The organism is Nesterenkonia pannonica (assembly GCF_019575955.1).
GTDB lineage: Bacteria > Actinomycetota > Actinomycetes > Actinomycetales > Micrococcaceae > Nesterenkonia > Nesterenkonia pannonica.
Map to the genome: position 1 here is coordinate 1,396,852 of NZ_CP080575.1, position 13,734 is coordinate 1,410,585.

Annotated in this window: 6 protein-coding genes and 9 pseudogenes; 11 read left to right on the plus strand and 4 right to left on the minus strand. The window is 65.4% G+C overall.

Features of this window, described 5'->3' with window-relative positions; translation table 11 throughout:
* Positions 1–32: 32 nt before the first annotated feature.
* Positions 33–332, minus strand: a complete 300-nt coding sequence (locus K0H76_RS10140) for a hypothetical protein (RefSeq protein WP_258932916.1) — start codon at positions 330–332, stop codon at positions 33–35.
* Between the two features lie 324 nt (positions 333–656).
* Between K0H76_RS10140 and K0H76_RS10145 the strand changes: the two are divergent.
* From K0H76_RS10145 to K0H76_RS10155, 3 pseudogenes are all read left to right on the plus strand, one after another.
* Positions 657–839, plus strand: a pseudogene (locus K0H76_RS10145) (glutamine synthetase); the annotation flags it as partial.
* A 134-nt stretch (positions 840–973) separates the two neighbouring features.
* A pseudogene (locus K0H76_RS10150) lies at positions 974–1,420 on the plus strand (type I glutamate--ammonia ligase); the annotation flags it as partial.
* A gap of 124 nt (positions 1,421–1,544) precedes the next feature.
* Positions 1,545–1,944, plus strand: a pseudogene (locus K0H76_RS10155) (glutamine synthetase); the annotation flags it as partial.
* Positions 1,945–2,103: 159 nt separating this feature from the next.
* Here K0H76_RS10155 and K0H76_RS10160 read toward each other — a convergent pair.
* Positions 2,104–2,514, minus strand: coding sequence for a LysR substrate-binding domain-containing protein (locus K0H76_RS10160; protein ID WP_258935381.1), 411 nt, complete (start codon positions 2,512–2,514; stop codon positions 2,104–2,106).
* 604 nt (positions 2,515–3,118) lie between these two features.
* Positions 3,119–3,244 carry a hypothetical protein gene (locus tag K0H76_RS10165; RefSeq protein WP_258932917.1) on the minus strand — a complete coding sequence of 42 codons (126 nt, stop codon included), beginning with the start codon at positions 3,242–3,244 and terminating at the stop codon, positions 3,119–3,121.
* A gap of 333 nt (positions 3,245–3,577) precedes the next feature.
* Here K0H76_RS10165 and K0H76_RS10170 point away from each other — a divergent pair, with 333 nt between their 5' ends.
* The 5 genes and pseudogenes from K0H76_RS10170 to thrC all read left to right on the plus strand — a co-directional run bounded on the left by K0H76_RS10170 (position 3,578) and on the right by thrC (position 9,441).
* Positions 3,578–3,712 (plus strand): hypothetical protein, encoded by a 135-nt coding sequence (locus tag K0H76_RS10170; RefSeq protein ID WP_258932918.1) that lies wholly within the window; start codon positions 3,578–3,580, stop codon positions 3,710–3,712.
* Between the two features lie 123 nt (positions 3,713–3,835).
* Positions 3,836–5,488: pseudogene (argS, locus tag K0H76_RS10175) on the plus strand (arginine--tRNA ligase).
* Between the two features lie 43 nt (positions 5,489–5,531).
* Positions 5,532–6,979, plus strand: a pseudogene (gene lysA / locus K0H76_RS10180) (diaminopimelate decarboxylase).
* A gap of 28 nt (positions 6,980–7,007) precedes the next feature.
* Positions 7,008–8,329: pseudogene (locus K0H76_RS10185) on the plus strand (homoserine dehydrogenase).
* A 30-nt stretch (positions 8,330–8,359) separates the two neighbouring features.
* Positions 8,360–9,441: pseudogene (gene thrC / locus K0H76_RS10190) on the plus strand (threonine synthase).
* Between the two features lie 83 nt (positions 9,442–9,524).
* On the opposite strand, the gene K0H76_RS10195 reads toward thrC, so the two are convergent.
* Positions 9,525–9,752, minus strand: coding sequence for a hypothetical protein (locus tag K0H76_RS10195; protein ID WP_258932919.1), 228 nt, complete (start codon positions 9,750–9,752; stop codon positions 9,525–9,527).
* Between the two features lie 283 nt (positions 9,753–10,035).
* On the opposite strand from K0H76_RS10195, the gene K0H76_RS10200 reads away from it, so the two are divergent.
* The 3 genes and pseudogenes from K0H76_RS10200 to prfA all read left to right on the plus strand — a co-directional run.
* Positions 10,036–10,458 carry a hypothetical protein gene (locus K0H76_RS10200; RefSeq protein ID WP_258932920.1) on the plus strand — a complete coding sequence of 141 codons (423 nt, stop codon included), beginning with the start codon at positions 10,036–10,038 and terminating at the stop codon, positions 10,456–10,458.
* 286 nt (positions 10,459–10,744) lie between these two features.
* Positions 10,745–12,567, plus strand: a pseudogene (rho, locus tag K0H76_RS10205) (transcription termination factor Rho).
* Positions 12,568–12,680: 113 nt separating this feature from the next.
* Positions 12,681–13,725, plus strand: a pseudogene (gene prfA, locus K0H76_RS10210) (peptide chain release factor 1); the annotation flags it as partial.
* Positions 13,726–13,734: the final 9 nt, after the last annotated feature.

The following is a 13,734-nucleotide window of genomic DNA, read 5'->3' on the forward strand; positions in this document are numbered from 1 at the left end:
CAGGGGAGCGGGCGGGATTCAGTCATGATGCCTCACATCTGGACCTGGACAGTTCCCGCGATTCTGTCATGGGCGCCCCTGCCATCCGGGGATATCAGCAGCACGGGAAGGACCAGCAGCAGCATGGCGGTGCGGAGGCTGGACCATGCGAGCCCCGGCAGGGCTGGGCCGGACCCGGATCCCAGTCGCACCACCTGCGTCCGGACGAGTCGCTTGCCGATCGTCACACCGAGCAGGCCCACCAGCACCACATGCGTCAGCACGAAGATGCCCAGCGTTGCGAGCTCATTGAAGCTGAAGAAGGTGAGCGAGATCAGGGAGGCGATTCCCAATCGATGAACAGGGCCAGCACCCTCCGCCCGAAAGGCGCCATCGCGCCCGGACCATCAGCTGGCAGCCCCAAAACGTCGCCGGGGTATCCGTCGTCATCTCGATCTGGACTCACAGGCGACAAGTGTACGTCTGAGAGCCTCCGTTAACATGCCGGAAACATTTGCGTGACCAGCGGGAAACCGGAGAGTCGGTAGTGTGTCACGTGTCTGCCTGAGTCAGCTTCTGCTGCCGCTCAGGAGTCCGATGACCGACTCACACGATGAGGAGCAGTACCGCATGTTCTCCAGCCCCAGGAAGTTCTCGACTACATCAAGAACGAGGACGTGAAGTTCGTCGACGTCCGCTTCACGGATCTGCCAGGCCTTCAGCACCACTTCAACGTCCCCGCGCACACCGTGGACATGGACTTCTTCGAAGACGGACAGCTCTTCGACGGATCCTCCATTCGCGGATTCCAGGGCATCCAGGAGTCGGACATGCAGCTGATTCCGGACCCCACCACGGCCTTCCTCGACGAGTACCGCGTGGCGAAGACCCTGGTGATGACCTTCTCCATCATCAACCCCGCACCGGCGAGCCGTACGCCCGTGACCCCCGCGGAGTCGCCAAGAAGGCCGAGGAGTACCTCGCATCCTCCGGCATCGCAGACACCGCCTTCTTCGGCCCCGAGGCAGAGTTCTTCCTCTTCGACGAGGTCTCCTACAGCAATGCGCCGAACGAGTCCTTCTTCAAGCTCGGCGCACGCGAAGCTTACTGGGGCTCAGGCAACAGCGGCGAGTACGGCGTCCCGGACGCCCACAAGCTCGCCACCAAGGGCGGCTACTACCCCGTGACCCCGCAGGACAAGACGGCTGAGGTCCGCGACGAGATCGTCCTGGCCCTTGAGCGCGCTTACCTGTCCGTCGAGCGCTCGCACCACGAGGTGGCAGCGCCCGGCCAGCAGGAGATCAACTACAAGTTCAACACTCTGACGCTCGCCGCAGACGACGTCCAGAAGTTCAAGTACGTCGTGAAGAACACCGCTGCCAACTACGGCTACGCAGCGACCTTCATGCCCAAGCCAGTCTTCGAGGAGAACGGCTCCGGCATGCACTGCCACCAGTCGCTGTGGAGCGGCGGAGAGCCGCTGTTCTACGACGAGGCCGGCTTACGCGAACCTCTCCGACACCGCTCGTTGGTACATCGGCGGCCTGCTGAAGCACGCCGATGCGGTGCTGGCCTTTGCCAACCCGACCGTCAACTCGTACAAGCGTCTCGTGAAGGGCTACGAGGCCCCGGTCTCTGGTGTACTCCCAGGGCAACCGCTCCGCGGCCATCCGTATCCCCATCACCGGCTCCAACCCCAAGGCCAAGCGCATCGAATTCCGTGCGCCCGACGCCTCGGGCAACCCGTACCTGGCTTTCGCCGCCATGATGATGGCAGGCCTGGACGGCATCAAGAACCGCATCGAGCCCCACGAGCCTGTCGACAAGGACCTCTACGAGCTCCCAGCCGACGAACTCAAGGACATCCCCAGGCGCCGGGCAGCCTCGAAGAGGCCCTGGCCGCGCTCGAGGCCGACCACGACTTCCTCCTCGAAGGCGGCGTGTTCACCGAAGAGCCTCGTTCAGGCATGGATCGAGTACAAGCACGAAGAAGAGATCGACCTGATCCGCATGCGGACCACCCCGCAGAGTTCGACCTGTACTTCAGCGTCTGATTCTCGGCTGAGCCGAACAGCAGCAAGGGCCCCGTCGTTGAGGCGGGGCCCTTGCGCGTCTGCAGTCCGTTCAGGGCTCCTCACTGCGCAGGCCAGCGTCTGCGGCGAGCCTATGAAGCGTCTTCAGTGCCGTGCTGACCGATCGAGTGCTTCCGCGCTCCTGCCGGACGTGAGCCACTACCCTGCGCTGGACCGCCGGACGATGCAGCGAGCGGATGCTCACCCGTGGGGCCGCGTCCTGGAGAGCCAGACGAGTCAGCACCGTGATGCCAACTCCAGCCTCCACGAGGCTCAGGGCGGCGTAGTGATCATCGAGCCGGGCCACCACATTCGGTGTGAAGCCTACCGCTCTGCACGCGGACCGGATGATCCTGCTGGCCGGGGTCTCGAAGATGTCGTGGTCGACCCACAGCTCCTCCGCCAGCTCGTGCACGGCAACGACGTCCCGACTCTCGAGGTGATGACCAGTAAGCAGGGCCACATCGAACTCCTCGATGCCCAAGGGGCGTCGGAGATATCCGGGAGGTGCTCGGAAGGGGCTTCGAGGCTCTCCTGGCGCACGTCGATGTCCGGCGGATGGAACGGGCTGCTACTTACGGCTGCCTCGTTGAGACTGATCTCCACCACGATGCCCGGGGAGATCTGCCGCACGGCCGCCACCACATGCGGGAGCCATTCCTTCGCGGCCGAGGAGAACGACGACAGCGTGAGCTGATTGCCCTGACCGCGGCGCATGTCCTCGGCGGTGCGCTCCACGCGCTGCAGCGCCGCCAGAGCATCCCCTGCCTGCTCTGAGAGCTGCAGCGCAGCGGCGGTGGCCTGAAGGCCCCGGCCCCGTCGCGTAAAGAGCTCAAGCCCCGTCTCATGGGCCAGCTCCGCCATGTGCTGACTGACTGTCGCGGGGAGTAGTGGAGACTGCGCGCTGCAGCTTGGAATGACCCCGCAGCGACGACGGCCTGCAGGACACGGAGGCGCTGTGGGTTCATCATCCATCTATTATTAGTCACTGCCGATCAATACTTCGAAAAAGATTGCTTGTCACGATGTATCTCTGCCGCGAGGATGAACGACGTGAATCTTGCCAGCTATGCGGGCCTCCTTGCCGCGGCCTTCGTCGTTGCCGTCACCCCAGGTCCCGACACGATGCTCTCCCTGCGCTGCGCGCTGTCCTCGCGCAGGGCCGGGGTCGGCGCAGCGACAGGGTCGTGCACGGCGATCTTCCTGTGGGCGGCACTGACAGCCTCCGGCCTCGCTGCGGTCTTTCAGGCGTCGCCCGTCGCCTACGACATACTGCGCACGGTGGGAGGGAGCTACCTCCTGTTTCTGGCGACACGGACGATCATCACGGCGCGCCGCCGCATGAATGCGCCGCTTCTGCAGGCCGTCGGAGCTGGCGGGCCGGGCCTCAGCCCCGACGCTGCACGGGTCGTTGAAGAAGGCGCCCAGAAGCCTCCCACCCTGCGTTCGGGCTTCTTCGCGGGGCTTGCCACCTGCATGACCAACCCCAAGGTCGCCCTCTTCTTCCTGGCGCTGTTTCCCAGTTCATGCCCGAGGACGGCACGCTGCTCTTCGCCGTCGTCGTCATGGGCGGCACCGTCGCCTGCACCATGTACGCCTATCTCATCGGAGTGGTCCTTCTCGTCGACGCGGCCAATCGCTGGCTCTCCAACCCCGCGTGACCGGTTGGATCGAGATGGTCAGTGGGCTGATCCTGCTGGCGCTGGGCGCGTACATGGCCGTGTCCGGGACTCTGGCTCTGCTTCTCTGACTCCGCGCGCCTGCACAGCATTTAGGATGTTCTGGTGACTCCCGAAGAACTCTCCTCCGCCGTGAAGACCGTGCTCCACCAGGCCGTCGAGGCCGCATGAGCTGAACCTCACCGTCCCGGACGAGATCCGAGTGGAGCGGCCCAAGAGCCGCGAGCACGGAGACTGGGCCACCAATATTGCGCTGCAGGTGGCCAAGCAGGCCTACATGCCCCCAGGCAGCTTGCTGAGACCCTCGCTGCCAGGCTCCGCGAGCATGAAGGGATCTCCGCGGTCGAGATTGCCTACCCGGCTTCATCAACATCACCGTAGACGCCGCCGCCGCTTACCAGCTCGCGCGGACCATCGTAGAGTCGGGCGCGACCTTCGGCCACAACGAGGTCCTGAGCGGGCACACCGTGAACCTCGAGTTCGTCTCGGCCAACCCCACTGGGCCCCTCCACATCGGGCACACGCGGTGGGCCGCTCTGGGCGACGCCGTGGGACGGCTCCTGCGAGCTTCAGGGGCGAACGTGACCACGGAGTACTACATCAACGACGCCGGCAACCAGATGAACGTCTTCGCCGCAAGCGTCCTGGCACGCCTCCGCGGGGAGAGCGTCCCGGAGGGGGCTACCCGGGCGAGTACGTGGTCGAGCTTGCCGACAGCGCCGCAGCCAAGCGCCCAGAGCTGCGGGACATGCCCGATGCCGAGGCGCTGCCCCTGGTGCGAGAGCTGGCATACCAGGAGCAGCTCTCGCTCATCCGCAGCACGCTCAATGCCTTCGGCGTGCACTTCGACGAATGGTTCTCCGAGAGCACCCTCCATTCCGGCGGGCACATCAGTGACGCCATCGCCACGCTGCGCGAGCAGGGGCACGTCGAGGACCGCGACGGGGCCATCTGGCTGCGGACCACCGACTTCGGAGACGACAAGGACCGCGTTCTCATCAAGGCGGACGGGGAGCCGACGTACTTCGCCGCAGACGCCGCCTACTACCTGTCCAAGCGCAGCCGCGGCTTTGAGGAGAAGATCTATCTCCTGGGCGCAGACCACCACGGCTACGTGGGACGGCTCAAGGCCATAGCAGCCTGTGCGGGCGATGACCCCAAGAAGAACATTGAGATCCTCATCGGTCAGCTCATGAGCGTCAAGGGCGCCAAACTCTCGAAGCGCGCTAAGAACATCATCGCGCTCGACGACCTCATTCAGTGGCTCGGAACCGACGCCCTGCGCTACACCTTGGCGCGCTACCCCGCGGACTCACCGATCGATGTCGACCCCGACCTGCTGCAGTCCCGCACCAACGACAACCCCGTGTTCTACGTCCAGTACGCACACGCCCGGGCATGCAACGCGGCTCGCAACGCCGAGGCGCACGGCGTGGACCGGCAGACGTTCGACGCCGCGCTCCTCACGCACCAGACGGAGGAGGAGCTGCTGGCCCACCTGGGGCAGTTCCCTCAGTGGTCGCCTCAGCCGCCGAGCTGCGGGAGCCCCACCGCGTCGCGCGATACCTCGAAGGGCTCGCTGCGGCCTACCACGGCTGGTACGCCGCATGCCGCATGGCCCCGTCCACCCACCAGGACGGAACGACCGATCCCGTCAGCGACCTCAACCGCAGCTTACTCTGGCTCAACGATGCCGCCGTGCAGGTGCTCCACAATGGGCTGAGCCTCCTCGGCGTCAGCGCACCAGAGAAGATGTGAGACCGACCATGACTGTTCAGCCCCACCCCTCGCCCCCTCGTGGCTGTCCCCTCGCAGCTCATCTGAGGATCTCGAGCAGAAGCTCCTTCCCTTGGATGCAGGCCGCTCCGAGCAGGAGAGCTGACTTTCGGCGGGATACCTGCCTCCGAGCTCGCCGCGACCTACGGCACTCCGCTCTACGTGGTCTCCGAGACCGACTTTCGCGCCCGTGCCCGTGCCTTCCGCGAAGCGTTCTCGGAGGCATTTGCGCCCGAGGCTGAGGTCGACGTGTTCTACGCCGGCAAGGCTTTCCTGACGACCCACGCAGCACGATGGGCCGCAGAGGAGGGTCTGAACATCGACACCGCCAGCGGGGCGAGCTGGCGCTGGCCCTCGCTGCAGGCGTCGATCCGGCTCGGATCGGACTGCACGGGAACAACAAGTCCGACGCCGAGATCGAACACGCCCTGCAGGTCGGCGTCGGAAGAATCATTGCCGATTCGCTCGACGAGCTCTCCCGCATCTCCGAGCTCGCCGTCCGGCTCGGGGTGACGGCGCCCGTCATGCTGCGGCTGACTCCAGGAGTGCACGCATCGACCCACGAGCACATCGCCACCGCACACGAGGACCAGAAATTCGGGCTCTCGCTCACTCCGGTGGGCCCTGAGGCGTCTGCCCTCACCGCGGGAGGCGCTGCCGATCAGTCAGTGCAGAACAGCGGCCAGCACCGAGGCTCACCCGCCTGGGCGGCGGCAGAGGCTGCGCTGAACCTTGCGGGCGTGGAGCTGGTCGGCGTGCACTGCCACATCGGCTCGCAGATCTTCGAGCCGGACGGCTTCGAGCTCGCGGCCCAAAGGCTCATCCAGTTCCTCGCGGCCGTGCGGGACGCTCACGGAGTCGAGCTCGCCGAACTCGACCTCGGCGGCGGCCACGGCATCGCCTACACCGAGGCGGACACCCCGGCATCCGCAGGAGATCGCAGCCGCACTGGCCAGCACGGTCAAGGAGGCGTGCCTCGAGTGCGCGGTGGATGTTCCGCGCATCAGCATTGAGCCCGGCCGCGCGATCGCCACCTGCCGGCGTCACGCTGTACACGGCTGGGGTGACCAAAGACGTTGTCGTCGAAGCAGGGGTGACACGTCGATACATCGCCGTCGACGGAGGAATGGGCGACAACGCTCGCCCAGTTCTGTACGACGCGGACTATTCAGCGCCTCGCGTCTCGGCCCCAGGAGGGAGAGCACAGCCTGTCTCGCATCGTGGGCAAACACTGTGAGTCCGGCGACATCGTGGTGCGAAACGTATACTTGCCGACGGCTGTGAGCAGGGGAGACCTTCTCGCTGTGCTTTACCACGGGAGCGTACTGCCATTCGCTGTCGAGCAACTACAACTACCTCACACGTCCGGCCGTCGTCAGTGTCGCGGGAGGTCGCTCTGAGGTGCTCATCCGCCGCGAGACAGTCGACATGATGCTCTCCCGGGACACCGGCTACGCAGCTGAAGCGCGATGAAGACATACACACCGCAACGGATGAAGGGGTGAACGTGGCTGAGCCCATCACTATCGGACTGCTCGGAGTAAGCAGCGTCGGAGCGCAGGTGGCACGCACGCTGGTGGAGGAGAGGGAGCTCATCTCCGCCAGGGTCGGAACCCCGGTCCGACTGGCGGCTGTGGCCGTGCGCGACGTGGAGAATCCCCGCGACTGGCGCATTCCCGAGAGCTTCTGACCACTGACGCCGAGCGTCTGGTCGACGAGGTCGACTTGGTCATCGAGCTCATCGGCGGCTTCGATCCGGCCGCAGGACTCATCGAGCGGGCGCTGCGTCAGGGAACCGCTGTGGTGACTGGAAACAAGGCCCTCCTGGCGGACCGAGGCGCTCAGCTCCACGCGCTGGCCGACGAGGCGGGCGCGCTGCTTCGCTATGAAGCCTCCGTCGGCGGTGCCATCCCCATCCTTCGTCCTATCGAGGACTCGCTCGGGCGACCGCATCACCAAGGTGATGGGCATCGTCAACGGCACCACCAACTACGTGCTGGATCAGATGGACACCACCGGAGCTGCCTTCGGCGACGCCCTGGCCGAAGCGCAGAAGCTGGGCTACGCCGAGGCGGACCCCACCGCAGACGTAGAGGGTCACGATGCCGCTGCCAAGGCCGCGATCCTCGCCACTCTCGCCTTCCACGCCCCTTCACCATCGACGACGTCTACTGCCAGGGCATCAGCGATGTCACGCCCGATGACATCGAAGCGGCGGCGCTGTCCGGCTACGTGATCAAGCTCCTTGCGATTGTGGAGCGGCGAAGCTCTGGTGCAGTGCTCCGGGTGCACCCACGCTGCTGCCTCGCACCCACCCCTTGCGACTGTGCGCGGCGCCTTCAACGCCGTATTCGTGGTGGCTGAGAACGCCGGAGAGCTGATGTTCTACGGCCAGGGGGCCGGTGGGGTTCCCACCTCGAGCGCCATCATGGGCGATGTCGTCGCGGTGGCCCGGCGCCTGCGCTCCGCAGTGCCGGAGACGCCGCTGCTCTCCGACGCCGAAGACCTGGAGCCGCTGAGCATCGAGGCCGCAGAGACTCAGTACTACATCGATATGCAGGTGGCAGACCAGGAGGGTGTGATCGCAGAGATCGCCCGCGTCCTCGCCGACCACCGCGTCTCCATCGAATCGATGCGGCAGCCTGGCTCAGTCAGCCCCGAGGGGAGGTCGAGGACTCGGCTTAGCAGCGACGCAGGCGCGCAGGTCCAGATCGTCACGCACAAGGCCCAGGAGCGGCACCTCCGCGCGACCGTGGAGACGCTGGAGTCCTCGACGTGGTGCAGTCCATCAGCTCCGTGCTTCGGGTCGAAGTCGAGCAGTAGTCCGCAGCGTCGGAGAATAAGGAGACCCCTATGGCGCACTTGTGGCGCGGAGTCATCAACGAATACGCCGACCGGCTCCCGGTGACGGAGGACACCAGGGTCATCACCCTGGGCGAAGGCGGGACCCTGCTGGTCCGTGCGCCGCACCTGTCTGAACTGGTCCAGGGCGACGTCCGCCTCAAGGTCGAGGGCATGAACCCGACGGGCTCCTTCAAGGACCGCGGAATGACGATGGCCATCACCGCGGCGGTGGCCGACGGCGCGAAGGCGGTCGTCTGCGCATCGACGGGCAACACCTCCGCCTCGGCAGCCGCCTACGCCACCCAGGTTAGCCTCACCTGCGCCGTCCTTGTGCTTATGGGAAACATTGCGGTGGGCAAACTCTCCCAGGCTGTGGCCCACGGCGCGGAGATCATCCAGATCGACGGCAACTTCGACGATGGTTTGGAGATCGCTCGCAAGCTCTCGGAGTCCTACCCCGTCTTCCTGGTCAACTCTGTGAATCCGAGCCGCATCGAGGGTCAGAAGACCGCAGCGTTCGAAGTGGTGGACGTCTTGGGCGATGCGCCCGACTTCCACCTCCTCCCCGTGGGCAACGCCAACAACATCACGGCGTACTGGAAGGGATACCGCGAGTACTGCGAAGACGGGCCCGCGACCCGTACGCCGATCATGTGGGGCTTCCAGGCGGTTAGCGCGGCCCCCATCGTCGCCGGGCACCCCATCACGGAGCCGGATACGGTGGCGACCGCGATCCGCATCGGCAAGCCCGCCTCATGGGACGCCGCCGAGGCCGCACGCGATGAGTCAGCTTACTCATCGAGGCTGTCACCGACGAGCAGATCCTCCATGCCCACCGGTGGCTCTCAGCCAAGGAGGGAGTATTCGTCGAACCTGCCTCCGCGTCCGGCGTGGCCGGGCTGCTGGCGAAGCACGAGGCCGGGCAGGTTCCCGCTGGCAAGACCTGGGTCATCACGGTGACGGGCCACGGGCTCAAGGACCCCGAGTGGGCAGTCAACAACCCTGAGGTCGTGGGCGCGGACGGTGCGCGCGACTTCACGACGCAGGTGCTTACCGACGTCGAGACCATCGCCCGAACCTTGGGCCTCTGATCGTCAGTGATGCCTGAGGAACTCCCGAACCGCTGATCGGAGCGCGCCGATTCACTCTGACGGTGCCTGCGACCAGCGCGAACCTAGGTCCCGGCTACGACAGCATGGGCATTGCTCTGGACCTTCGCGACACGGTCGAAGTGTTCGCCGAGCCGCGTCGGGTGCACGATGCCGCTCAGGTGCGCGTGACGGTCACCGGCGAGGGGGCCGCTGATCTCCCGCAGGACGGATCGCACCTGGTGGTCTCTGTGGCAGAGCGAATTCTGGCCGAGCGCGGCTACCGGCTGCCGGACCTTGTAGTCACCGCTCATAACGTCATCCCCATTCACGGGGTCTGGGCTCGTCCGCGGCGGCCATCGCGACGGCTGTCGAGCTTGCCTCCCAGCTCCTTGCAGAGACCGTGCGCGGCGAGCTCAGCGCCGACGAGCAGCTTCAGATCGGATCGCGCCTCGAGGGTCACCCTGACAACTACGTGCCGGCTGGCTTCGCGGCGGCGCGGCCGTATCCTGGGAACGTCAAGCGGACCCCAACGGCGCCCGGCTCTTCGCCACAGCTCGCCTTCCTCTGCACAGCTCACTCACGTGCGTGGCCGCTGTGCCCAACTCTGCCCAGTCGACCAAGGAAGCCAGGCAGCTTCTTCCCGAGCTTGTGCCGCATCGCCAGGCGGCCCGCAACTCGTCTCGATCTGCTCTTCTCGTCCACGCGCTCACTGCAGATCCGACCCTGCTGCTCGAGGCCACAGAGGACTCCCTGCATCAGGAGTATCGCCGCTCGGCCTTCCCCACCTCTATGAGCCTGGTCGACGCTCTCCGAGGGGAGGGATGGGCTGCGGTCGTTTCCGGCGCTGGGCCGACGGTCCTGGTGATCACCACCGAGAGCGCCGCGCCCGACGCAGCGGCACGGATTCGAACGTGGACGAGTCGCAGGTTACGCCGTTCGCTTCACCCCAGATCCTGCCGATCACGGATGCAGGTGTTACAGTGGAGTCAACCCCGCAGTGATGTGACCGGACCATAGAATATGTGCTGGCAGCACTGCACCAGGGGATCATCGCGGCTCTCCCATGCAGCGTGCATCAATTTTTGGGAGAGCTGATCTTGCAATTCCTACGGCGCCTTCTGACGCGCCGTTGATGAGACCGCAGGCCAATATATGCCACGACGCTCATTGAGCCTGCCCGACGAGGGAGAAGGAAACCTTCGTGACAGAAACCACCACTGCGACCCCAGAGGTCGACAACGCTGAGCAGAACGACAGCAGCTCGGCAGCCGCATGGGGACTCGCCGGACTCAAGCTTCCTCAGCTGAAGACTCTGGCCTCCCAGCTCGGCATCCCCGGCGCTTCCAGAATGCGCAAGTCCGACCTGGTTCAGGCCATCTCCGCCCACCAGCGGGGCGGCAGCTTCGCTGAGAAGAAGACTGAGGGCGAGAAGCCCGCCGCAGAGCCGCAGGCGTCGGAGTCCGCACCGGCAGCCGATCACGGCGCCGCCGAGCAGAACGGCTCCGAGAAGAATGGCCGCAACGGTCACGCGCAGCAGGGCGACGAGTCCTCCTCGGAGAGCCAGTCCGGCGGCGAGAAGGAAGAGGGCGGCCGCAGTCGCAGCCGCAATCGCCGCAACCGCGGACGCGGCGGCTCCGACGGGCAGAACGACTCCCAAGGCGGCAGCGACCAGTCTCCCAAGGGCGAGCAGGCGCCCAAGAGCGCCGAAGGTCGGGACGGCTCAGAGCGCGATGCATCCGGAGAGCAGGACGGCGACCAGTCGAACGGCCGCCCACAGGGTGACCGCCGCGGCGGGGACCAGGACGCGCGCGGCGACGGCGACAGCGACGGCGAGGGCGGCGGACGCAATCGAAACCGCCGCAACCGCAACCGCAAGGACCGCAACAAGCGTGGCCGCGGACCCGAGCAGGACGGCGAGGAGCAGGTCAGCGAAAACGACCAGCTGATCCCCATCGCCGGCATCATCGATGTCCTCGACAACTACGCATTCGTTCGACCTCGGGGTACCTGCCCGGGCAGAACGACGTGTACGTGTCCATGCAGCAGGTGAAGAAGAACGGCCTCCGCAAGGGCGACGTCGTCACCGGCTTCATCAAGGCACCAGGCGAAGGCGGCCTGACTGAACAGCCGCAGGGCGGCGGAGGCAGGAACCAGAAGGGCGGCAAGAACCGCGCGAAGTTCAATGCCCTCGTCAAGGTCGAAAAGGTCAACGGCCGTCCGGTCGAGTCCAACGACGACCGGGTCGACTTCAACAAGCTGACTCCGCTCTACCCGCAGGAGCGCCTGCGCTTGGAGTCCAACGACCCCAAGGCCGTCGGTCCACGAGTCATTGACCTGATCTCACCGATCGGCAAGGGCCAGCGCGGTCTCATCGTTTCGCCTCCCAAGGCCGGAAAGACGATGATCCTGCAGGCGGTGGCGAACGCGGTCAAGCAGAACAACCCCGAGGTCCACCTCATGATGGTGCTCGTGGATGAGCGACCGGAAGAGGTCACCGACATGCAGCGAACCGTCGACGGTGAGGTCATTGCCTCCACCTTCGACCGTCCTGCCGATGACCACACCACGGTGGCCGAGCTCGCCATCGAGCGCGCCAAGCGTCTCGTAGAGCTCGGAAAGGACGTCGTCGTCCTTCTTGACTCCATGACTCGTCTGGGACGCGCCTACAACCAGGCCGCACCGGCTTCCGGCCGCATCCTCTCCGGCGGTGTGGACGCTTCGGCTCTGTACCCGCCCAAGCGCTTCTTCGGCGCCGCACGCAACATTGAGAACGGCGGATCGCTGACCATCCTGGCTACTGCCCTGGTGGAGACCGGCTCCAAGATGGACGAAGTCATCTTCGAGGAGTTCAAGGGCACCGGCAACATGGAGCTGCGGCTCTCGCGCCAGCTGGCTGACAAGCGCATCTTCCCCGCAGTGGATGTCACCGCATCCTCGACGCGGCGCGAGGAGGCCCTGCTCAGCCCTGATGAGGTCAAGATCATGTGGAAGCTCCGCAGGGTGCTCTCCGGCCTGGACCAGCAGCAGGGACTCGAGCTGCTGATGTCCAAGCTCAAGGAGACGCAGTCGAACGCAGAGTTCCTTATGCTGACCCAGAAGACCACACTGGGCGACAACGGCAAATAGCGTTCCGAAAGAGACCCCGTCGGCCTTCATGCGCCGCATGGGGTCTTTCGGATCTGCCCGCCTTCGCCGAACCAGCCAGAAAGTCACTGATGAGCACAGAGAACAACCCGCGGATGTTCGACTCCGTCGAGGCGCTGCTTCAGGAGCACGCCGAGATCCAGGAGCAGATGGCCGACCCGGAGACGCACAACGATCAGGCGCTTGCGCGTCGCCTGGGACGTCGATACGCCCAGCTGAACGGAGTGGTGGAGGCTCATAAGCGGTGGAAGAGGCTTCAGGGCGACTTGGCCGCCGCATCGGAGATGGCGGAGGAGGACGCGGACTTTGCCGCGGAGGTGCCTGAGCTGCAGACCGCCATGGAGGAGGCCTCCGAACGCCTGCTTCGCATGCTCATCCCACGTGACGAGAACGACGCCCGCGATGCCATCGTCGAGATCAAAGGCGGAGCCGGAGGGGATGAGGCAGCAATCTTCGCTTACGACCTGCTGCGCATGTATTCCCGCTACGCGGATGCCAAAGGCTGGAAGACGGAGCTTCTCGCGGCCACGCCGTCTGAGGCCGCATGGGTACAAGGACGTTCAGATTGCGGTCAAGGGGCGCTCGAACGATCCGGCTGAGGGCGTCTATGCGCACCTGAAGTTCGAAGGCGGAGTGCACCGTGTCCAGCGGGTGCCCGAAACGGAGTCCCAGGGCCGCATTCACACCTCCGCTGCCGGAGTGCTCGTTATGCCCGAGGTCGAGGAGCCGGAGGAGGTGGAGATCAGCCAGAACGATCTGCGCATCGATTATTTCCGATCCTCCGGACCAGGAGGACAGAGTGTCAACACGACTGACTCTGCAGTGCGCATCACCCATGAGCCGACAGGCATTGTCGTGTCCATGCAGAACGAGAAGTCGCAGCTGCAGAATCGTGAAGCTGCGATGCGCGTCCTGCGATCCCGGCTCCTGGCGCATCAGCAGGAGCAGATTGACGCGGAGAACGCCCAGGCCCGAAAGTCGCAGGTCCGCACCATGGACAGGTCCGAGCGCATTCGCACCTACAACTTTCCGGAGAACCGGATTGCTGACCACCGGACCGGTTACAAGGCGTACAACCTCGACTCTGTCATCAACGGAGATCTCGAAGCCGTGGTTCAGTCCTGCATCCAGCTGGATGAGGCTGAGCGT